Raw genomic sequence first — 20,433 nt, forward strand, 5'->3', positions numbered from 1 at the left:
GGTCTGGACGGGATTCGAACCCGCGACCCCATGCGTGACAGGCATGTATTCTAACCAGCTGAACTACCAGACCTTTTTTAATGCGAGTGCAAATATACACTCTATTATTTATTATGCAAACCTTTTCTTTTAAATAATAGTAGAAACAAAAAAAGCCTTCAACAGCTCGAAAAAATCGAGAGGAAAGCCTTTCATTGGTTTAACTACTAAACCTCCGATAATATTCTCATATCATCGAACAACACAACTATTTTTATGCGAAAAAAGCTCCAATTCTCATTGAAGCTTTTTGCTTTTCGCGGTCTGGACGGGATTCGAACCCGCGACCCCATGCGTGACAGGCATGTATTCTAACCAGCTGAACTACCAGACCTTTTGTTATTGCGAGTGCAAATATACAACCTCTTTTTAACTACACAAGCCTTTTTCTATAAAAAAATAAAATTTTAAATCGGTAATCAAATAATCTTTTGACGTTCAGCAATATAAGTTTGCATGATTTTATTGAAATCTTTCTCAACATCGACCTCAACATACTTAATTCTATATTTTGCACACCTTAATTTGAGTTCTTCTTGAAATTTATGCATTAATTCTTCATAAGATTCCTTTACATTTTCTGCAAACAAGTCAAGATGAGCTCCAGTTTCTACATCTACAAACCTTGTTGGAGTGTTCTCAAACTCAAAGTTCACCTCTGTATTTTTATCCATCACATGAAAAAAAACAACTTCATGCTTGTTATATTTTAAATGCTGCAATGCTTTAAACAATTGCTCCTGATCTGTTTCTGTTTCAAAAAGATCCGTAAAAATAAAAATAAGACTCCTTCTATGTAACTTTTTTGCTATCTGATGCAAATATGTATATGTATTGGTCTTACGCGTAGAATCTTCTTTTTCATTTAAAAGATCTTCTAAAGTATTTAATAATAGATGATGGTGGCGTTCATTTCCTTTTTCTGGTGCATAGAATTCATAAATATCAGAATAAACACTTAACCCTACGGCATCACGCTGCTTCTTTAATAACTTCATTAAGACTGCACTCGCCAAGACGGAAAAACCCAATTTATTTAGATTACCAAGAACGTGCTTCTTTTTAAAAGGGTAATGCATAGAAGCAGAATTATCTATTATAATTTGACACCTCAAATTAGTCTCTTCATCATATTTCTTGGTATATAATTTATCTGTCTTTCCAAATAACTTCCAATCGATATGTTTTGTACTTTCCCCTTGATTGTAAATTTTATGTTCAGCAAATTCTGATGAAAACCCATGAAAAGGACTTTTATGCATTCCACTAATAAATCCTTCTACAACTTGACTGGCTAACAGATCTAAATTCCCTGCCAATTGTAAATTGTTAACTTCTTCTTGTAATTTCATATCAAAACCCTCCTCTTTTCATTATTCTTCTCTTCTTTTTTTAAAATCTACAGCAAACTTTATAATTTCTAACTGCTATTAGTCGTTTTAAATTATCGTGATTAAATTTACTTTATTACTTTTACACATCCAATTATATTATACAGTATGAGCAAATCTTTTGAGCGCTACCAGAAACGCAAACTTATATCATCTTACTTTTCTGTAATCTTAAGTATTGCGCTTGTTTTGTTTCTTTTAGGAGTTTTGGGCTTATTAGTTATAAACACTAAAAAGCTAGCAAATCACTTTAAAGAGCAAGTGGCAATTACTGTATTTTTAAAAGACAACGCTAAAGAGGTTGAAATAAATCAATTACAGAAAAGCTTAGCTATGACCGATTATACTAAATCGGCGGTTTTTGTCTCCAAAGAGGAAGCAGCAGAATCTCATAGTAAAGAAATAGGAGAAAATTTCTTAGATTTTTTAGGCTACAACCCCCTACAGAATTCAATAGATGTGCATTTAAATGCTGATTATGTTGCTACAGATAGTATTCAGAAAATAGCAGACAATCTCTCTAAAAAAGAATATGTTGCTGAAGTTTCTTATGATAAGCCATTAATATCATTACTGAATGAGAATGTGAAAAGAATGAGTTTTTGGATTCTTATTGCAAGTGGTGTTTTTACATTAATTGCCGTTTTATTAATAAACAGCTCTATAAGGTTATCTGTTTATTCCAAGCGCTTTATAATAAAAACCATGCAAATGGTTGGCGCAACAAAACGTTTTATAAGACGACCTTTTATATGGAATAGCATTAAATTGGGAATGGTAGGCGCACTTGTGGCAATCATCGCTATGATGGGACTCTTATATTATGTAGATATGAGAATGCCGCAATTAAACTTACTTTCAGACCCATTTATGTTAATTGGGTTATTTATAGGTATCTTTGTAACCGGTATAATTATCACTTGGATTAGCACTTATATTGCTACCCAGAGATTTTTAAATTTAAAAACTGACGATTTATATTAAAAAGGCTTCAGTTCTATTTAACCAGAATATAAGCGTAATATAATAAACTATTAAGCCCGGCTAGGGATTAAAATATATATTAAAGTGAAAAAAAACAATCAGAATAACACAACTGATAAAGAGTTTATCTTCCAGAAAAAGAATTATACTTTTATGTTCATTGGTTTAGCCTTCATTATTTTGGGCTTTATATTAATGAGTGGTGGTGGAAGTGACGACCCAAATGTTTTCAATCCAGACATATTTAGCTTCAGAAGAATACGTTTAGCGCCTACATTGGTTCTTATTGGTTTTGGAATCGAGGTATATGCCATTCTTTTAAACCCAAACAAGAAGAAAAATAACTAATTTCAATATAATTTAATCTATTTCTATGGATGTAATAGACGCTATTATTCTTGGAATTATTCAAGGTTTAACAGAGTTTCTTCCCGTATCTTCTAGTGGTCATTTAGAATTAGGAAAAGCCATTTTAGGAGACAATTCTCTTCCGCAAGAAAGTTTGCTATTTACTGTTGTACTACATTTTGCTACAGCACTAAGTACGATGGTTGTGTTCAGAAAAGACATCTTCGATATAATAAAAGGGATATTTAAGTTTGAATGGAATGAAGAGCTTAAATTTTCTATTAAGATTCTAATTTCCATGATACCAGCAGCATTAATTGGTTACTTTTTTGAAGAGCAATTAGGAATGCTTTTTAATGGAAACATACTTTTAGTAGGTTTTATGCTTATTGTTACAGCCCTTTTACTTTACCTAGCAGATAAAGCTAAAAATACTGGTAAGCCTGTTAGCAACACTAATGCATTTGTTATTGGAGTATCGCAAGCAATTGCCATGCTTCCAGGGATTTCGAGATCTGGAGCTACAATTTCAACATCAGTTTTATTAGGAAACGACAAAAGTAAAGCTGCTCGTTTTTCTTTTCTGATGGTTGTTCCATTAATTTTCGGGAAAATAGCTAAAGACATTTTAAGTGGAGAGCTTTCTTTTGAAGGACATAATGCACCTGCATTGGGAATTGGCTTTTTAGCGGCTTTTATTTCTGGAATTCTAGCCTGCACATGGATGATTAAATTAGTTAAAAACAGTAAGCTAATCTATTTTGCTATCTACTGCTTTGTCGTAGGACTAATCGCCATCGTTTTAGGATATTACTATTAACAGAAACACTTATTTTATGATATACACAGAAGAGAATATTAAAAGCGGACAAGTACTATTAATTGACAAGCCGCTTACATGGTCTTCTTTTCAGGCGGTGAATAAAATAAAATGGGCAATTAAAAAGAAGTTCGGATTCAAAAAAATTAAGGTAGGCCATGCAGGTACTTTAGACCCACTTGCTACTGGACTATTAATTATTTGCACTGGAAAGTTTACCAAAAAAATATCCGATCTCCAAGGTCAGATTAAAGAGTACACTGGAACCATTACTTTAGGCGCAACCCGTCCCTCTTATGATATGGAAACTGAAATTGATAACACTTTTTCTATAGACCATATCACTTCAGAAAAAATACAAGATGCTACAAAGCAATTTATAGGAGAAATAGACCAATATCCTCCAGTTTTTTCAGCATTAAAAAAAGATGGAAAGCGTTTATATGAATTTGCTCGTGAAGGTATTGAAGTTGAAATTAAATCGCGTAAAATATCCATTGAAACTTTCGAGATTACAGCTATAAACTTACCGGATGTAGAATTTAGAGTTGTGTGCAGCAAAGGGACTTATATACGCTCTTTAGCACACGATTTTGGGAAAGCTTTAGATTCTGGAGCATATCTTTCTACTTTACGAAGAACCAAAATAGGAGATTTCAACGTAGATAATGCAATCACACCAGATGCTTTTACAGATATGTTATTACCATAAAAGATATAATATTTTCTATCTTTAGCATCCAAGTCGATTTTCGATTATGAACCTGAAGCCATATATAAATAAGATAAACGCTATTAATGATACTATTATTAATAGATTAGATGAACTTAGCAATAAGCAGTTAGCGCTAATTATCACGTCTTGTATTATGGGGATTTTTCTATTGACACTACTCAATATTCAACTTTCAGGCCAACAAGAAGAAGAATTCTTATACGAGTTAAGCTTTGATGAAAAGCTTTTAGAAGAGGAGATTCCAGAGGAAAAAATGACGCTCACAGAGCTAGAAACACATAAAGCATATAACGAAGCTGAAAAAAGTGATTATGCTGATGAAATTGATAACTTTAAAACTTTAGAAGAATTAGAACAGGAAGCTCAAGAAGCTGCTAGTCAAAATCCAGATAATTCTGATACTCCTTCTAATAATCCTTCTTTAAATCAAAATAGTGCTTCCAGTAAATATGCAGAAAAGTTAAAAGAGCAACGAGAAAAAATCGAAGCTCTAAAACGACAAGGGGAAGCTCCAAAAATAAATATAAAACGTAGAACAACTATTACCTATTCTTTAATAGCACGTAGTGAAATTAGCTTACCAAATCCGGTATATACCTGCGAAAGTTTCGGGAAAGTTGTAATAAACATCAAAGTAGACGCCCAAGGCAACGTAACTGATGCCAACTTTAATAAGAGTAGCTCAACGACCTCTAATGGCTGTCTAGTTGATAATGCAATAAACTATGCTTTGAAATCAAAATTTACGAGTAAAAGCAATACAACAGATCAGCCAGGAACAATCACCTATTTATTTCAAGGAGAGTAACTCTAATAAATCTTCTATAGTATTTTCACCTTTATTTTTATTATACCACACTTGAAGACTCTCTTTAAATTCTGGAGACAAACCTCCATGCTTCTCTTTATATTCTTGAACTAAATTTGTTGCAACAGAAGGTCTTGGACCCCATACATCAAGAACTTTACAAAGACCTTTGTCAAGCATTATTAATTTAGGAATAGATCGAGATCCATTAGTTAGAAAGTTATCCATAAGCTCCTCATTCTCGTCCCTTAAAACTATTTTAAGATCAATTTTATCGGTAGCTTCTGCTAACTTATTAATTATAGGTAATGTTTGTGCAGCATCACCACACCAGCTTTCAGTAATAACAACCCAAGTAACTTGTTCTTTTAAAGATTGTAGTTTCGTAATCACATCTGGAGATAATTTAGTCGTCTTATCGAGACGTTTCATTCTTTTATGATTTAGCAAACTGTAATTTGTTAGCGCTTCTGTTTGCTCTTTCCCAGTAGACTCACCTTCTAAAACAAGCTGCTCAACTATAGCCCTATAATCTAAATAACTAAAGCCTTCATCTACAGCCTTTCTTATATGTTTTAAAATGTTTTGCTCCATAATTACCTCCATCGTATTAATTCTACAACTTAATTTTATATCTTGGTCGTAAACATAGCTAAAAATTACTAAAATTTAACTGATAAATATCATGCTTATGAAACGATGCGGATGGTGTGTTGGTGACCCTCTTTACGAAGCCTACCATGATAATGAGTGGGGAGTTCCTGTTTATGATGACAGTACTATATTTGAATTTCTAATCTTAGAAACTTTCCAAGCTGGATTAAGCTGGATAACTATCTTAAGAAAGCGTGAAAACTTCAGGAAGGCTCTAGATGATTTTGATTACAAAAAAATAGCTACATACGACGAAAGCAAATACAACTCTTTACTTTTAGATGAAGGGATTATCAGAAATAAATTAAAAATAAAGTCTACAATAACTAATGCTCAACTATTCATGTCTGTACAGAAAGAGTTTGGAAGTTTCAGTGAATATATATGGAGTTTTGTTGACGGAAAACCTCTTCAGAATAAAGTTAAAAATTACAAAGAAGCTCCCGCTAATACAGAAATTTCTGATGCAATTAGTAAAGACTTAAAAAAGAGAGGTTTTAAATTTGTTGGCTCCACAGTAATTTATGCACATATGCAAGCAACTGGAATGGTAAATGATCATGAAGTTAGCTGTTTTCGCTATAACGAAGTTCGCTCTTTATCTAAAAAAGATTAAAAGCTAGTTTTTAATTCTCTAAGTAAGCTAAATCTTGATTACACGATCGGTGTACATAACTTTTGCACTTATAAATAACTAATAAAAACTTCCCTCGGAATTTCTCTTGCCCCAAGAGAATGAAGATGGTCCGTATATAATTGGCAATCTATCAACTTATAATTCTCCTTCTCAAGTTTCTGAGCCAAATATATAAATGCAGCTTTAGACGCATTGCTCATCTTTGAAAACATACTTTCCCCACAAAATATATCACCCAAATCAACACCATATAACCCTCCCATAAGTTCACCATTATACCAAACCTCAACAGATTTAGCAATTCCTTTCCTATTTAATTCTGTATAAGCGGTAATCATATCTTGGTCAATCCATGTTCCTTCTTGTCCATCTCGTTTGATAGAAGCACAATTTTCTATCACTTCTTTAAAAGCTGTATTATATGTTATCTTAAAAACATCCTTCTTAAGAACAGACTTCATACTTTTAGATATTTTTACTTCTGAAGGAAATAAAACCATTCTTGGGTCTGGACTCCACCATAAAATTAAATCTCCTTGATCAAACCAAGGAAAAATACCTTTGGTATATGCCTCCATAAGTCTTTTGGTAGACAACTCTCCACCAACAGCGACCACTCCTTCTGAAGAAGCTAATGAAACTGGAGGAAAATCTATATTGTCAGTAAGAAAAATCAACTTTTCAATCGTTTATTTAACAAATTCAATGATTAAGCATAAAAAACACTCTTTTAACTTGTATATCAAAATTAAATATCACATTTTTGACACTTGCCAATGTAACCAATTATTTTCATCATTGCTTTTTGAGTTTAATGCATTGGCAAAACCTAAAACCACAATACTAAGCTCCGATAAAATCGGAGCTTTTTTGTTTCTTAAATATAAAAAAAGGGAAGCTATCAGCCTCCCTCTTTACATTTTATTTATACCTTAGAAAGGCAGATCATCGTGATCATCCTCTTTAAAATCTTTTGCTGGCTCGAAAGCATCTTCTGGCGGCATCGGTGGCATCTCTGGAGCCCCATTTCCTGCTGCTTGTAAGTTTTCTATTCTCCAACCTTGAATAGAATTGAAATACTTAGTCTCCCCTTGAGGGTTAACCCACTCTCTACCTCTCAGATTAATACTTACTTTTACTTGTTGCCCTACTTGATATGCATTTAAAATATCACATTTATCTTGCACAAATTCAACAAGTATATGCTGTGGATATTGCTCTTCTGTAGTTACAACCAATTCTCTTTTTCTAAAACCATTGTTTCCAAAAGTCTTAGTCTCATCAATCAACTTAATTTTTCCTTGTATTTCCATGCTTCAAAAATATTAAAATATATCTATATATTATGCTAATAATAACTTCCATGCAGAAAGAACGTCATTATTTGCTATCATTTCTTGTGCTTTCTTATGCACTTCCTCTTTATTATCAGTCTTTAATAGCGCTTTAATACTATTAGAACTTTCTGAAAATATTGTCACCTCCTCTTTGGAAGGTAAAGCTGCTACATTCCCTAGTATTCCCAAATCATTACCTGTTAACACCTTACTATATCTAATTTCAGAAGGAATCCCGTCTATTCCTATTCCAATAACGGATAAAGGTTTTGGGACCTCAAACATCCCAAGATTTGCACGACTGTACCAATTACCGCCCATTCTACTCACTAAATCAATCTTAAACTGATCTATAAGCTGATTCTCATCTAAAATAGCCTCAGAAACATGTAGTTTTAAAACTTCACAAACTATTAAATTACCAGCACCTCCTTCTTCTCCCAGAGCTATCACTTCATTTACCCTGCACTCAAATTGAACAGGAGATTCCCCAACACGAAACGGTTTTACTATATCCGATTTCAGCATAGTTAACCCTGTCTTTTCAAATTCATTTACACCTTTAGGATATTCCGTGCTACTTAGAGAGGTTTGCTGAACAATATCGTAGTTTACAACATTAATAACAACCTCTTTAGTTTCAATAACATTCTCTAATGTATGCTTTGTAGTATTATCTCTTACCCTCCTATTTGCTGAAAAAATCATGATAGGCGGATTAGAACTATATACATTAAAAAAACTAAATGGAGATAAATTTACATTCCCCTCTCCATCTATAGTACTCGCAAAAGCAATAGGCCGTGGACCTACAGCCCCTAAAAGATAACTATGGAGTTTTGATGTTGGTACTTCTTTAGGATCTATGGATAGCATTTAATCATTTTCAGCAAAAATAACGTAAATAAAAGAGCCACAAAAATGTTTCGATCGGAATCATAAACTCTATAAATATAAATTTTCAACATGTATTTAAACGTCCTTTTATCTATTTTGAAAATATTCAAATCCAATAGAACAATAAATATGATGCATTTGCTTTATATTTATAGATTCACTAGAAAATATAACCTTTTTCTTCATTTGAAATGAAAAAAACGACTCGTTGGATTTTAATAATATCCTCTATTGTAATTGTAACTTCTATTCTATGGAATACCTATGTGTTCTTTCAGAAGTTTAAAGAAGAGGAACGTACTAAAATGAAGATTTGGGCGGAAGCACTCGGGGAGTTTCTTCAAACCACAGACTTAGATCGTGATCTTGGAAATCTTACACTAGCCGTTATTAAAAACAATACAAGCACTCCTATGATTTATGTTGGTGAGAAAGGGGAAATAAGATCTAACAACTTACCAGAAAACAAAGCAGACGATTCTCTCTACATAGATTACAAAATCAAACAATTTATGAGTGAGAATGCGCCTATTGAAGTTAATTTTAGGACTGAAAAATATGGAACCCTTTACTACGGAAATTCTGATGTTCTAAACAACTTAAAATATTACCCCATTGCCTTAATTCTAATTATTCTATTCTTTGGAGGTAGCGTTTACTTTTTTTACCAAATTTCTAAGGCTGCAGATCAAAATAAATTATGGGCTGGAATGGCTAAAGAAACAGCTCACCAAATAGGAACACCACTTTCTTCACTTCTAGGATGGGCAGAACTATTAAAATCAGAAAACGTTAATCCTACAATCACAGAAGAGATAGAAAAGGATATCGACCGACTTTCCACAATAACCGAAAGATTCTCTAAAATAGGATCCATCCCAAAATTAGAGCGATTGGATGTTATTAATGAAACAAAAAATAGCTTTAATTATATACAAGCAAGAAGCTCCAAGCTCGTTACTTTTAATTTTAAGGCCCCTGACGGGGAGATATACAGTCTTATAAACCCACAATTGTATAGTTGGACTATAGAAAATCTAATTATAAACTCCATTGATGCCATGAAAGGCAAAGGGAATTTAACAATTGAGATCACTCAGGATAAGAAAACAATTAAAATAAACGTTATAGATACAGGAAAAGGTATTTTGAAAAGTGATTTTAATAGAATTTTCGAACCCGGTTACACCACAAAAAAGAGAGGCTGGGGATTAGGTTTATCTTTAGTAAGAAGAATTATTGAAGATTATCACAATGGAAAAGTAAAAGTATTAAGTTCCGTTTTAGGCAAAGGAAGCACCATCCAAATTGCACTTAAAGTTGAAGATTTATAAATTAGCAGAAAAATTAACCAATTGGAAATAAGTCAACATAAAATTAAAGAAGCCACCTTAACAAATAACTGCCCCGAATGTTTTTGTAACGAAGGACTTGTACTTACATTTTATCAAAAGCAAATTAAAAATGCATGGTATCACAATACTACCAAAGAGATTTCTGATAAAATTGAATGTGGAAATTGCAATACTATTATTTATCCCGTACGATGGACAGAAGATATTGAAAGAGTTAGAGAATTCTATTTTAAAACTATCGAACAACCTAAAAGTCGACTTAAACTTACGAGCCTTTCTATATTTACTTTAATTGGAATTGTAATTGTCGCAATTGCTGTTTTTATTGCAATCCAGAAAAATTACATATAAAAGGTATTATAATGCAGCACTTACTTTTGCTGCTATATCCTTAAATTCTTCTTCAGATAGTTTTACTTTCTGCTGAAAAGTCATTTCACTCATTGCATTCAAAGGGATTAAATGTACATGTGTATGCGGCACCTCTAAACCTACAACTGCAATTCCAACTCTTTTACAGTCTATTACCTTTTTGAGAGCCTTTGCTACATTTCGTGAAAAAGCCATTAACCCCATATATGTTTCTTCATCTAAATCAAAAATCTTATCAACTTCCTTCTTTGGCACACATAGAGTATGACCAACTGCATTGGGATTAATATCTAGAAAAGCATAGAAGTTTTCGTCCTCTGCAATCTTATAACTTGGGATCTCTCCACTTATGATTTTTGTAAAAACTGATGCCATATCTATTAGGGGATGTAATTTTTATAACTAAAATAAAAAAGGCTTGACCAACAGCCAAACCTTTTCTATATAAATGTTATAATATAGGTTATAATAACGTATCTATTGCTTCATTATAAGCAGTCTTTGGAGCAACTCCAACTTGACGTCCTACAACTTCTCCATTTTGAAAAACTAAAACTGTAGGTATGTTTCTAACGCCATACTTAGCTGCAAATTCTTGATTTGCATCTACATCTACTTTTCCTACTACTGCTTTTCCTTCATACTCTGTACTCAACTGATCGATAATTGGAGCTACCATTCTACAAGGTCCACACCATGCAGCCCAAAAATCTACCATTACAGGTTTATCACTTTTTAAAACTACTTCTTCAAAAGTAGCATCTGTTATTTCTAAAGCCATCTTATTTAATTTTAATGTTTATTCTACTCTATTGTGCAAATTTAGTCAAATATTTCTCTAAACCTTACAGCCGATATATTAGTTTTGACTATGGTAGCATTTGATTTTCTGATATTATTCTCTAATTTATCACTTTTAAATCAATATTCACTTACTTTTATTAACTTCATTGAATGAAAAAACGTTTTCTTTATCTATTTTTCTTACTTCTGAGTTATATAAATATTGCTCAAGAAATAGATTCTAATGATGATTTATACCAATGGGTGCCATTAGATGTAAAAGCATCTGCATATAATTCAATCCAAAATCAAACCAATAGAAATCCATCCATAGGGGCATGGGGAGATACCTTAGTACCAGGCATGAAAGCAGTTGCTATTTCTAGAGATTTAATGAAGCTCGGAATCACAAAAAACACACCGATTAAAATAGAAGGATACGATGGCATCTACCTAGTAAAAGATAAAATGAATGCGCGTTACCATAAAAAAATTGACATCTATATGGGACTAAAACTCCAAAAAGCTAAAAATTTTGGAATTCAACACCTTAAAATATGGTATGGAATTCCAAAATAAATTTCTTGTCATATAATTTTCAAGTAAAGATAAATTCTAGTTCTATTGATTCAGCTTATAAACAACTTGTTGCGAATCAAGCTCAAAAAGTAATTCATTAGAAATATTTACTTTTTGCTTCCTACTAGGCATATCCAATCTAATCTCATCCTCCATTGCATAAACCACAAAATTCAATAAGTGGTCACCACTATGCATAGAAATTAAATCTTTTAACGCATCAATACGTTGCTCTTCTATTTCTTCTAATTTTAAGTGAATAGTTAATTTCCGAGCATATCTATCCATCACATCTTGAAGCTGCTCCATAGAATTAAACTGAAGTCTAGGATCGCTCCTTTTTCCTGTCTCTCTATTTACCCATCCTTCGCGTACGAATGCTTTTATATATATAAAGGAGTTAATCATTAAAAAATGACGGAATTTAAGATATTCCTCTCCAAACATTCTAAATTCATAAGAATCAGAATAATCTTCAACAGTAAACAAAGCCCATCCTTTTCCATTCTTAGAAACACGATGCTGAACATCTGAAATAACACCAGCAAAAGAAACTTCTCTATTTACTATCTCTTCAAGATTAGAAAAAGCACCTACATTCCCATTACAAAAAACGTCAATCTCAGTCTTAAAATCATCCAAAGGATGCCCAGAAATATAAATCCCTACAACTTCCTTTTCACGCTTTAACTTCTCCATAGTTCCCCATGATTCGCATGGTGGAACTTGAGGTTCTGGAATCTGAACATCACTAGCCTCTCCAAAGAGACTCACTTGCGCAGAATTTTGATTCTCTTGAAATTTAGCTCCGTATTTAACAGCTTTCTCTAAAAAAGTAACTCCATCTCCTTCATCATAAAAATACTGAGCCCTATGTGTATCTCCAAAAGAATCAAAACCTCCTGCCAATGCTAAATTTTCAAAAGCTTTTTTATTTGCTGCTCTTAAATCTATACGCTTAGCTAAATCGAAAACTGACTTATATCTTCCATTTTCTCTACCATCAACAATTGTTGCTACGGCACCCTTTCCTACTCCTTTTACCGCTCCTATTCCAAAGCGAATTGCATTGTCTTTATTTACAGTAAACTTATAGTAAGATTCATTAACATCTGGCCCGAGCACTACAATTCCCATTCGCTTACACTCTTCTAAGAAGAAAGTAACTTGCTTAATATCGTTCATATTATTAGAAAGTACCGCAGCCATATATTCAGCAGGATAATTTGCTTTTAAATATGCCGTTTGGTAACCAATCCAAGCATAACACGTAGAGTGAGATTTATTAAAGGCATAACTTGCAAATGCCTCCCAGTCTTTCCATACTTTTCCTAAAACCTCTCTAGAATGACCTTTTTTCTCCCCTCCATCAAGGAATTTAGGTTTTAATTCTTCTAGTAATGAAAATATCTTTTTTCCCATTGCTTTACGGAGTACATCGGCTTCACCCTTTGTAAACCCAGCCAATTTCTGAGATAAAAGCATCACTTGCTCTTGATATACGGTAATTCCGTAGGTCTCTTGCAAGTATTCCTCCATAGCATCGAGATCATATTTAATCTCTTCATCACCATGCTTTCTTTTAATAAAACTAGGAATGTATTCTAGCGGCCCAGGACGATACAATGCATTCATTGCAATAAGATCGGCAAATACTGTAGGCTTTAAATCTTTCATGTGTTTCTGCATTCCTGTAGATTCATATTGAAAAACTCCTACTGTTTCTCCCTTCTGAAATAACTCATATGTTTTTTCATCATCCAAAGGAAATTTATCAGGATCTAAAGAAATCCCATGCTTATATTTCACCAATTTAACGGTGTCTTTAATAAGCGTTAAGGTCTTCAGTCCTAAGAAGTCCATTTTTAATAACCCTGCATTCTCTACAACCGAGTTATCAAATTGTGTAACATATAAATCGGAATCTTTAGCGATAGAAACTGGAACGAACTTGGTAATATCATCTGGAGTAATAATAACTCCACAAGCATGAATTCCCGTATTTCTCACTGAACCTTCTAAAATCCTAGCTTGATTTATAGTTAAGGCTTCTAAATCGTCTCCTTCAGAAATATTCTTAAGCTCATATACCTTCTCCAGTTCATCCGCCCTTAAACTCCCTTTTAACTTGGCATCATCTAACCCAAATATCTTTGCCAGTTTTAGGTTAGGAATTAACTTCGCTATCCTATCTGCTTCATGTAAAGGTAAATCTAAAACTCTGGCTGTATCTCGGATGGACGACTTTGCTGCCATCGTACCATATGTAATAATTTGCGCCACCTGATTGGCACCATATTTATCAATTACGTACTGCATTACGCGTCCACGACCTTCATCATCAAAGTCAATATCAATATCGGGAAGTGAAACACGATCTGGATTTAAAAAACGCTCAAAAAGTAAGTCGTAATGTATCGGATCGATGTTTGTAATTTCTAAGCAATAAGCAACTGCAGACCCAGCTGCGGATCCACGCCCCGGCCCTACCGAAACATCCATTTGCCTTGCTGCAGCAATAAAATCTTGTACAATTAAGAAATAACCAGGATATCCTGTATTTTCAATTACACTTAATTCAAAATCAAGACGCTCTTTAATATCGTCTGTAATTTCAGGATATCTCCTTTTGGCTCCTTCATAAGTAAGGTGACGTAAGTATTTATTTTCCCCGCGTTTTCCATTATCCTCTTTATCTTCTTCAAATTGAAACTCTTCAGGGATGTCGAAAGCAGGCAACAATACATCTCTAGCCAACTCAAAAGGCTCAATCTTATCTACCACCTCTTGAATATTAAAGATCGCTTCTGGTAGATCTTTAAAAATGGCCTTCATCTCATCGCCACTTTTAAAATAATATTCTTGGTTAGGTAAACCATATCGGTACCCACGCCCACGACCTATTGGAGTGTCTTTTTTCTCTCCGTCCTTTACACAAAGTAAAATATCGTGCGCATTTGCATTCTCTTTATTTATATAGTAACAGTTATTAGTAGCTAATATTTTTACTTGATGCTTATTTGCTAGCTTAACTAAATCACCATTTACTCTATTTTCATCCTCTTGATCGTGGCGCATCATCTCTACGTAAAGGTCTTCTCCAAACTGCTCTTTCCACCACAACAAAGCCTCTTCCGCCTGTACTTCTCCAATATTTAATAACTTACTAGGCACTTCTCCATATAAGTTTCCTGTAAGTACTATTATATCCTCTTTGTACTTTTCTACTACTTTTTTATCAATTCTAGGCACATAATAAAAACCTTCTGTGTATCCTATAGAAGACATTTTTGCCAAATTATGATACCCGCGTTTGTTCTTTGCTAGCATCACGATTTGGTAACCATTGTCTTTTACAGATTTATCCAAATGGTTTTCACACACATTTAAAGTACAACCAACTATTCCTTTTAATTCTATCTCTGTTGGTTCTTCTCCCTTTTCTAGCGCTTCTTTATTTCGAGCTTTTACCCCTTTATTATGGTTTCCTACTTCTTTTACAAAATGAAAAGCTCCCATCATATTTGCCAGATCTGTCAATGCTACTGCTGGCATTTTCTCTTTAGCAGCTGCAGCAACTAAATCTGGAATACTAGAGGTTGCTTGAAGGATAGAAAACTGAGAATAGTTATGAAGATGTGAGAAATGTACTTCTTCAAGTTCTTTTATATTCTGATGTAACTCTTCCTTAGAAATTTCTTCTGAAGGTGCTTCTTTTGCTAATTGCTCACGAATTTCATCTGAAGCCTTTTTTAGGTTAATATGCTTTAAACCTATTAATTCTATCGGCTGCGGATTAGCCTCAGAAAAATCTCTTAAATAAGTAGGAGAAACATCTAACTCTTCTTCTGTAAAAACTTCTTTTCTAATAAGCTCTAAAAAGCAACGTGTAGTTGCTTCCACATCGGCTGTTGCATTATGGGCTTCAGCAAAAGGTTCATCAAAAAGAAATTCATGTAATTCTGTTAGTGTCGGTAATTTAAATTTACCTCCTCTACCTCCTGGAATTTGACATAGCGATGCAGTAGTCTCCGTACAGGTATCTAAAACTGGAATTTCCGTCAAATTACTTTCTACTCCTGCTCTATAGAATTCAGCTCCCATAATATTAATATCGAAGCCTACATTTTGCCCAACAACATGTGTGGATTTACTTAAAGCTATTTGAAATTTCTCCAATACCTCCATTAGAGGCAATCCTTCTTCCGCTGCTAATTCTGTAGAAATTCCATGTATCTTTTCCGCATCAAAAGGAATATTAAAACCCTCTGGCTTAATTAGATAATCTTGATGCTCTACTAAATTCCCCATGTCGTCGTGCAACTGCCATGCAATTTGAATTGCACGTGGCCAATTGTCTACATCTGTAATAGGTGCATCCCAACGCTTAGGTAATCCAGTAGTTTCTGTATCAAAAATTAGGTACATAAAATTCTTATCTATTTAATGTTGAAGTAATTAGTCGTAAAGAGACCGAAAGCTTAAAATTAAGAATAATTTTTAGAGAAAAAAGCAGAAGTTCCTATGAGTTATCAACCATAAAAAAAGGGTCGTTCCGCAACATAAAACAACCCTTTTTCGAATTTAAATCTATCTTGTTTATGATACAATTTGCTCATACCTTTTTGCATTATCAACAGAATTCTTAATTGCATTCCGTTGTCTTGTAAGCATTGCTTTTGTAGAATCTGGCAGAGCAGTTTCTTTTAATACTTTATTATAATCTTCCAAACTAGCTTCTTCTCCTCTTTGAACCTCTTCTAAAACTGCTTCTTCATTGTTTTGAGAGACAGCAGATTTTATATCTATCCAAGCTCTATGCATATCACCAGTAAAACTACCTGAATCGACAGGCTTTTCTCCGAAAGAAATAATTTCTCTTTTTAATTCATCTGAAAAATGTTCTCTTTCTACAGCTTTACTCTTTAAATATGTTTTTAAATTAGTGCTTTTAACATGATCGACAGAATTCATAAAGCCTTTGTTGGCATCATAATTCTTTTCTAATAACTCATTTATTTTTTTCGCAACATCTTCTGTATAACTCATAATTTATTTTTTTAGTGATTCGTATTTCATTAAACTACTAAAAATAAGACCAGTAGGCAAAATTCATCATGCATTTATGTATAATTTAACTCCTTTTCTTAAAAGAAATACAAAACAAAATCAGTAGTAAAATTCCTCATTTAAAAGCATTATTTCACAATAATAAGTGTGAGTTAAAAAAATAGAATAATTTCATTAAAATAATTTAAGGGTTTAATTATCTTTGTGCCCACATTAAAAATATATATTGATGTCAATTTCAGATTTATATTCTTCAGGTTTTAGAGATAGAAACCGCGATCACTTTGCTGCTATTGTTAGAGTTGCTTTGTCTGATGGCGAAATTTCTCCTGAAGAGAAAGCATTTTTAGACCGTTTAGCAAGTAATTTAGACATTACTCCAGAGCTATACGAAAGCATATTAGAAAACCCATCTGCGTATCCAGTTAATCCACCTTCATTATATGTAGCTAGATTAGAACGCCTTTATGACATTGCAAGAATGATTTTTGCAGACCATATTGAAGATGAAGATGAGATGAAAATTATGAGACGCCTTGGTATCGGACTGGGTTTTAGCCCTGCCAATGTTGACCTTATTAATAAAAAAGCAATGGACCTTATTCATGATGGGGTAGATGTTGACACTTTTATTGAAGAAATAAGACACATGAACAGATAATCCTGTTTATACAAAATAATAAAAGGCTGCTTTTCTAAAAGCAGCCTTTTTTGTTTGGTTTACACATCAAGATGTAAACCCCCTCAGTTCGTTATTTATAAATATCTATAAACTCCTCAGCTTTTTCCACCATATTTTTACTTCCGCAGTAAAAAGGAACTCTTTGATGAAGTTCTGTAGGTTTGATATCCAATATAGATCTAAAACCATCACTAGCTTTTCCTCCAGCTTGTTCCGCTAAAAAAGCAATCGGATTACACTCATACAACAACCTCAACTTTCCATTTACAGCTTTACTACTGCTAGGATACAAGAAAATTCCACCTTTAATTAAATTTCTGTGAAAGTCAGACACCAAAGAACCTATATATCTTGATGTATAAGGCCTGTCATCTTCTTCCTCTTGACAATATTTAATAAACTTTTTAACGCCTTCTGGAAAATGAACATAATTACCTTCATTAACAGAATAGATACTTCCATCTTCAGGATATTGCATATTTGGATGTGATAAATAAAATGTACCTATCGCTGGATTTAACGTAAACCCATTAACACCATGCCCTGTCGTATAAACAAGCATTGTTGAGGTTCCATAAACAACATAACCTGCAGCAACTTGAGCACTTCCTGGCTGTAAAAAGTCTTCCATAGTAACCTCTGTTCCTATCGGTGTAACACGTCTATAAACAGAAAAAATTGTTCCTACAGACACATTTACATCAATGTTACTCGAACCATCTAACGGATCGAATAAAACGACATATTTATTCTGATTATTATTGTCATGACTATTTATTGCTACAAAATCATCTTCCTCCTCTGAAGCAATTCCACAAACAATCTCCCTATTCGTTAATGATTGGATAAACTTTTCATTAGCCAATACGTCTAATTTCTGCTGATCTTCACCTTGCGCATTAATATCTCCACTAGCCCCTAAGATATCTACTAATCCTGCTTTACTAACTTCGTGATTTACAACTTTTGCCGCCAACCGGATTGCATTTATCAATTTAGAAAGTTCCCCTGTGGAATAAGGGAAAGCACGTTGGTTTTCGATTATGAACTCACCAAGTGTCTTATTTTTTTTGGTCATAACAGTGATTTGTGTTTTTACGCTCACAAATATCGTGATTTTTGTGAAACTACAACGTTTTCGCTAAATTTCATTTTTATATATTTATAACTATAAGTTATATTTGTAACAGATATGAAGTACACAATTAGAGAAGCACAGAAAGAAGATATGAGTCAAGTTTTGGAACTTATCCAAGAACTTGCAGATTTTGAAAAAGAACCAGATGCTGTAGAAGTTACAGTTGAAGATCTTATAAATGACGGATTTGGAGAAAACCCGCTTTTTAACTGTTTTGTTGCTGAAGTAGGAAGCAGAATTGAAGGCATGGCTCTTTATTACAACCGTTATTCAACGTGGAAAGGCAAAACTATTCATCTTGAAGATCTGGTGGTAAGAAAAAGTATGCGCGGAACAGGATTAGGAAGTGCTTTATTTGAAAAAGTAATAACACAAGGACACCAAGAAGGTGTTAAACGCATTGAGTGGGTAGTTCTAGACTGGAACACTCCTGCTGTTGCATTCTATAAAAAGAATGGTGCAGCTATTTTAAGAGACTGGAATACGGTGCAATTGGACGAAAAAGGAATTAAGAATTTTATAGCAAATACTAATTCATGAGAATTTTTAAATTTGGAGGAGCATCTATTAAAGATGCTGAAGGAATAAGAAACGTAGTTGAAGTATTACAAAGTGTTGGTCATCAAAATACATTATTAGTGGTTTCTGCAATGGGAAAAACCACAAATGCCATGGAAGTGGTTGTAAAAAATTATTTCGAAGACAAGACAGCATTAGATGCTTCTTTTAATGAAATTATTGACTACCATAATGAAATATCATTAGCACTATTCAAAAATGACAAGCACCCTATTTTTGCTGAAGTAAAAGGGTTAATTGAACAAGTAAAAGGGTTCTTGGCTTGGAATAAATCTCCAAAATATGCGTTCGTATACGACCAAGTTGTTGGATATGGAGAACTTATATCTACAACTATTCTTAGTGCGTACTTTAAAGAAGTAGGCATTACAAACAAATGGTTGGATGTTAGAGATTATATTAAAACTAGCGATGATTATAGAGAGGGAAGTGTGAACTGGGAAAATACTCAAAAAAACATAGCCCAAAACATAGATCAAAGTTGCTTAAATATTACGCAAGGTTTCCTTGGAAGTGATGACAATAATTTCACCACTACTTTAGGAAGAGAAGGTTCGGATTATACCGCTGCTATATTTGCTTATTGCTTAAACGCAGATTCTGTTACCATATGGAAAGATGTCCCTGGGGTTTTAAATGCAGATCCTAGATATTTTGAAAATGCAGAGCTTTTAAATAGAATTTCCTACAGAGAGGCTATTGAGCTTGCTTTTTATGGTGCTTCTGTAATCCACCCTAAAACTTTGCAACCGCTACAAAGAAAAGAAATACCTTTACATGTTAAGTCCTTTATCAATCCAACAGAGGACGGAACTGTTGTTATGAAAGGAAAAGGAATCACTCCTAATGTTCCTTGCTTTATCGTTAAGAAAGATCAGATTTTAATGAAACTTTCTTCTTTAGATTTTTCTTTCATTGTAGAAGAAAATATCAGTGAAATCTTCAAATTATTTCATGATAATAAAATGAAAGTTGATCTTATTCAAAATTCTGCAATTAGTTTTTCTGTATGTGTAGAGAATAAATATAATAAACTTGAAGACCTACTAAAGGTATTAAAATCTAAGTTTAAAGTTACGCATTATGAAGACGTTGCATTGTATACAATAAGACATTTTGATGAAAATGCAATAGCTTCTTTACAAGAAGGAAAAGAAATTTTACTTGAACAACGTACGCAAGAAACAATCCAGTTGGTCGTAAAATAAACTAAGAGCTCGCTTT

Annotated in this window: 22 protein-coding genes and 2 tRNA genes; 12 read left to right on the forward strand and 12 right to left on the reverse strand. The window is 33.3% G+C overall.

Features of this window, described 5'->3' with window-relative positions; translation table 11 throughout:
- The 3 genes from ACN0TY_RS00555 to ACN0TY_RS00565 form a co-directional block, all read right to left on the reverse strand.
- A tRNA-Asp gene (locus ACN0TY_RS00555) sits at positions 1-73 on the reverse strand.
- Positions 74-299: 226 nt separating this feature from the next.
- A tRNA-Asp gene (locus tag ACN0TY_RS00560) sits at positions 300-373 on the reverse strand.
- An 85-nt stretch (positions 374-458) separates the two neighbouring features.
- The gene (locus tag ACN0TY_RS00565; RefSeq protein WP_417442960.1) at positions 459-1,391 is read right to left on the reverse strand and encodes a DUF58 domain-containing protein; all 933 of its coding nucleotides are present in this window, start codon (positions 1,389-1,391) and stop codon (positions 459-461) included.
- Positions 1,392-1,538: 147 nt separating this feature from the next.
- On the opposite strand from ACN0TY_RS00565, the gene ACN0TY_RS00570 reads away from it, so the two are divergent.
- The 5 genes from ACN0TY_RS00570 (at position 1,539) to ACN0TY_RS00590 (ending at position 5,126) form a co-directional block, all read left to right on the forward strand.
- Positions 1,539-2,414 (forward strand): cell division protein FtsX, encoded by an 876-nt coding sequence (locus ACN0TY_RS00570; protein ID WP_417442961.1) that lies wholly within the window; start codon positions 1,539-1,541, stop codon positions 2,412-2,414.
- Positions 2,415-2,498: 84 nt separating this feature from the next.
- On the forward strand, positions 2,499-2,762 hold the full coding sequence (locus ACN0TY_RS00575) for a DUF3098 domain-containing protein (protein ID WP_236959440.1): 264 nt from the start codon (positions 2,499-2,501) through the stop codon (positions 2,760-2,762).
- Between the two features lie 25 nt (positions 2,763-2,787).
- Positions 2,788-3,582, forward strand: a complete 795-nt coding sequence (locus tag ACN0TY_RS00580) for an undecaprenyl-diphosphate phosphatase (protein ID WP_417442962.1) — start codon at positions 2,788-2,790, stop codon at positions 3,580-3,582.
- Between the two features lie 16 nt (positions 3,583-3,598).
- The gene (gene truB, locus ACN0TY_RS00585) at positions 3,599-4,294 is read left to right on the forward strand and encodes a tRNA pseudouridine(55) synthase TruB (protein ID WP_417442963.1); all 696 of its coding nucleotides are present in this window, start codon (positions 3,599-3,601) and stop codon (positions 4,292-4,294) included.
- A gap of 46 nt (positions 4,295-4,340) precedes the next feature.
- Complete coding sequence (locus tag ACN0TY_RS00590; RefSeq protein WP_417442964.1) at positions 4,341-5,126, forward strand: hypothetical protein; 786 nt, start codon at positions 4,341-4,343, stop codon at positions 5,124-5,126.
- On the opposite strand, the gene ACN0TY_RS00595 is transcribed toward ACN0TY_RS00590, so the two are convergent.
- Positions 5,109-5,720, reverse strand: a complete 612-nt coding sequence (locus ACN0TY_RS00595; protein WP_417442965.1) for a thioredoxin family protein — start codon at positions 5,718-5,720, stop codon at positions 5,109-5,111. The two genes, ACN0TY_RS00590 and ACN0TY_RS00595, sit on opposite strands and share 18 nt — an antisense overlap.
- A 91-nt stretch (positions 5,721-5,811) precedes the next feature.
- Between ACN0TY_RS00595 and ACN0TY_RS00600 the strand changes: the two genes are divergently transcribed.
- Positions 5,812-6,396, forward strand: a complete 585-nt coding sequence (locus ACN0TY_RS00600; RefSeq protein WP_417442966.1) for a DNA-3-methyladenine glycosylase I — start codon at positions 5,812-5,814, stop codon at positions 6,394-6,396.
- A 68-nt stretch (positions 6,397-6,464) separates the two neighbouring features.
- Here the strand turns inward: ACN0TY_RS00600 and aat are convergent, their stop codons facing one another.
- The 3 genes from aat to ACN0TY_RS00615 all read right to left on the reverse strand — a co-directional run bounded on the left by aat (position 6,465) and on the right by ACN0TY_RS00615 (position 8,630).
- Positions 6,465-7,094 (reverse strand): leucyl/phenylalanyl-tRNA--protein transferase, encoded by a 630-nt coding sequence (gene aat, locus ACN0TY_RS00605; RefSeq protein ID WP_417442967.1) that lies wholly within the window; start codon positions 7,092-7,094, stop codon positions 6,465-6,467.
- A 255-nt stretch (positions 7,095-7,349) separates the two neighbouring features.
- Positions 7,350-7,730 (reverse strand): DUF3127 domain-containing protein, encoded by a 381-nt coding sequence (locus ACN0TY_RS00610; protein ID WP_236959447.1) that lies wholly within the window; start codon positions 7,728-7,730, stop codon positions 7,350-7,352.
- 30 nt (positions 7,731-7,760) lie between these two features.
- A complete protein-coding gene (locus tag ACN0TY_RS00615; protein WP_417442968.1) occupies positions 7,761-8,630 on the reverse strand; it encodes a flavin reductase family protein in 870 nt (289 codons plus the stop codon).
- 212 nt (positions 8,631-8,842) lie between these two features.
- Between ACN0TY_RS00615 and ACN0TY_RS00620 the strand changes: the two genes are divergently transcribed.
- Both ACN0TY_RS00620 and ACN0TY_RS00625 read left to right on the forward strand, forming a co-directional pair.
- A complete protein-coding gene (locus ACN0TY_RS00620) occupies positions 8,843-9,985 on the forward strand; it encodes a sensor histidine kinase (RefSeq protein ID WP_417442969.1) in 1,143 nt (380 codons plus the stop codon).
- Between the two features lie 21 nt (positions 9,986-10,006).
- On the forward strand, positions 10,007-10,357 hold the full coding sequence (locus ACN0TY_RS00625; RefSeq protein ID WP_417442970.1) for a hypothetical protein: 351 nt from the start codon (positions 10,007-10,009) through the stop codon (positions 10,355-10,357).
- 6 nt (positions 10,358-10,363) lie between these two features.
- Here the strand turns inward: ACN0TY_RS00625 and ACN0TY_RS00630 are convergent, their stop codons facing one another.
- On the reverse strand, positions 10,364-10,753 hold the full coding sequence (locus ACN0TY_RS00630) for an HIT family protein (protein ID WP_417442971.1): 390 nt from the start codon (positions 10,751-10,753) through the stop codon (positions 10,364-10,366).
- 88 nt (positions 10,754-10,841) lie between these two features.
- The gene (gene trxA, locus ACN0TY_RS00635) at positions 10,842-11,159 is read right to left on the reverse strand and encodes a thioredoxin (RefSeq protein ID WP_236959452.1); all 318 of its coding nucleotides are present in this window, start codon (positions 11,157-11,159) and stop codon (positions 10,842-10,844) included.
- A 173-nt stretch (positions 11,160-11,332) separates the two neighbouring features.
- On the opposite strand from trxA, the gene ACN0TY_RS00640 reads away from it, so the two are divergent.
- Positions 11,333-11,740, forward strand: a complete 408-nt coding sequence (locus tag ACN0TY_RS00640; protein WP_417442972.1) for a 3D domain-containing protein — start codon at positions 11,333-11,335, stop codon at positions 11,738-11,740.
- A gap of 42 nt (positions 11,741-11,782) precedes the next feature.
- Here ACN0TY_RS00640 and dnaE read toward each other — a convergent pair whose 3' ends face one another.
- Positions 11,783-16,168 carry a DNA polymerase III subunit alpha gene (gene dnaE / locus ACN0TY_RS00645; RefSeq protein WP_417442973.1) on the reverse strand — a complete coding sequence of 1,462 codons (4,386 nt, stop codon included), beginning with the start codon at positions 16,166-16,168 and terminating at the stop codon, positions 11,783-11,785.
- A 171-nt stretch (positions 16,169-16,339) separates the two neighbouring features.
- On the reverse strand, positions 16,340-16,789 hold the full coding sequence (locus ACN0TY_RS00650; RefSeq protein WP_417442974.1) for a ferritin-like domain-containing protein: 450 nt from the start codon (positions 16,787-16,789) through the stop codon (positions 16,340-16,342).
- 250 nt (positions 16,790-17,039) lie between these two features.
- Between ACN0TY_RS00650 and ACN0TY_RS00655 the strand changes: the two genes are divergently transcribed.
- Positions 17,040-17,471, forward strand: coding sequence for a TerB family tellurite resistance protein (locus ACN0TY_RS00655; RefSeq protein ID WP_417442975.1), 432 nt, complete (start codon positions 17,040-17,042; stop codon positions 17,469-17,471).
- Between the two features lie 91 nt (positions 17,472-17,562).
- On the opposite strand, the gene fbp is transcribed toward ACN0TY_RS00655, so the two are convergent.
- A complete protein-coding gene (fbp, locus tag ACN0TY_RS00660) occupies positions 17,563-18,570 on the reverse strand; it encodes a class 1 fructose-bisphosphatase (protein ID WP_236959457.1) in 1,008 nt (335 codons plus the stop codon).
- Positions 18,571-18,684: 114 nt separating this feature from the next.
- Between fbp and ACN0TY_RS00665 the strand changes: the two genes are divergently transcribed.
- Entirely contained in the window at positions 18,685-19,170 is a 486-nt protein-coding gene (locus tag ACN0TY_RS00665; protein WP_417442976.1) for a GNAT family N-acetyltransferase, read from the forward strand.
- Positions 19,167-20,417, forward strand: coding sequence for an aspartate kinase (locus ACN0TY_RS00670; protein WP_417442977.1), 1,251 nt, complete (start codon positions 19,167-19,169; stop codon positions 20,415-20,417). The genes ACN0TY_RS00665 and ACN0TY_RS00670 overlap by 4 nt, the downstream gene beginning before the upstream one ends.
- Positions 20,418-20,433 lie beyond the last annotated feature (16 nt).

This window comes from Joostella sp., assembly GCF_048266025.1.
Lineage (GTDB): Bacteria > Bacteroidota > Bacteroidia > Flavobacteriales > Flavobacteriaceae > Galbibacter > Galbibacter atrarenae.

Excerpts from the sequence above, each read along its gene's own strand:
- ACN0TY_RS00565 (WP_417442960.1), bottom strand. The coding sequence starts at position 1,391 with ATGAAATTACAAGAAGAAGTTAACAATTTACAATTGGCAGGGAATTTA.
- ACN0TY_RS00595 (WP_417442965.1), bottom strand. The coding sequence starts at position 5,720 with ATGGAGCAAAACATTTTAAAACATATAAGAAAGGCTGTAGATGAAGGC.
- ACN0TY_RS00640 (WP_417442972.1), top strand. The coding sequence starts at position 11,333 with ATGAAAAAACGTTTTCTTTATCTATTTTTCTTACTTCTGAGTTATATA.
- ACN0TY_RS00590 (WP_417442964.1), top strand. The coding sequence starts at position 4,341 with ATGAACCTGAAGCCATATATAAATAAGATAAACGCTATTAATGATACT.
- ACN0TY_RS00610 (WP_236959447.1), bottom strand. The coding sequence starts at position 7,730 with ATGGAAATACAAGGAAAAATTAAGTTGATTGATGAGACTAAGACTTTT.
- ACN0TY_RS00650 (WP_417442974.1), bottom strand. The coding sequence starts at position 16,789 with ATGAGTTATACAGAAGATGTTGCGAAAAAAATAAATGAGTTATTAGAA.
- ACN0TY_RS00620 (WP_417442969.1), top strand. The coding sequence starts at position 8,843 with ATGAAAAAAACGACTCGTTGGATTTTAATAATATCCTCTATTGTAATT.
- ACN0TY_RS00600 (WP_417442966.1), top strand. The coding sequence starts at position 5,812 with ATGCTTATGAAACGATGCGGATGGTGTGTTGGTGACCCTCTTTACGAA.
- ACN0TY_RS00670 (WP_417442977.1), top strand. The coding sequence starts at position 19,167 with ATGAGAATTTTTAAATTTGGAGGAGCATCTATTAAAGATGCTGAAGGA.
- ACN0TY_RS00655 (WP_417442975.1), top strand. The coding sequence starts at position 17,040 with ATGTCAATTTCAGATTTATATTCTTCAGGTTTTAGAGATAGAAACCGC.
- ACN0TY_RS00615 (WP_417442968.1), bottom strand. The coding sequence starts at position 8,630 with ATGCTATCCATAGATCCTAAAGAAGTACCAACATCAAAACTCCATAGT.
- ACN0TY_RS00665 (WP_417442976.1), top strand. The coding sequence starts at position 18,685 with ATGAAGTACACAATTAGAGAAGCACAGAAAGAAGATATGAGTCAAGTT.
- ACN0TY_RS00630 (WP_417442971.1), bottom strand. The coding sequence starts at position 10,753 with ATGGCATCAGTTTTTACAAAAATCATAAGTGGAGAGATCCCAAGTTAT.
- dnaE (WP_417442973.1), bottom strand. The coding sequence starts at position 16,168 with ATGTACCTAATTTTTGATACAGAAACTACTGGATTACCTAAGCGTTGG.
- fbp (WP_236959457.1), bottom strand. The coding sequence starts at position 18,570 with ATGACCAAAAAAAATAAGACACTTGGTGAGTTCATAATCGAAAACCAA.
- ACN0TY_RS00570 (WP_417442961.1), top strand. The coding sequence starts at position 1,539 with ATGAGCAAATCTTTTGAGCGCTACCAGAAACGCAAACTTATATCATCT.
- truB (WP_417442963.1), top strand. The coding sequence starts at position 3,599 with ATGATATACACAGAAGAGAATATTAAAAGCGGACAAGTACTATTAATT.
- ACN0TY_RS00580 (WP_417442962.1), top strand. The coding sequence starts at position 2,788 with ATGGATGTAATAGACGCTATTATTCTTGGAATTATTCAAGGTTTAACA.
- trxA (WP_236959452.1), bottom strand. The coding sequence starts at position 11,159 with ATGGCTTTAGAAATAACAGATGCTACTTTTGAAGAAGTAGTTTTAAAA.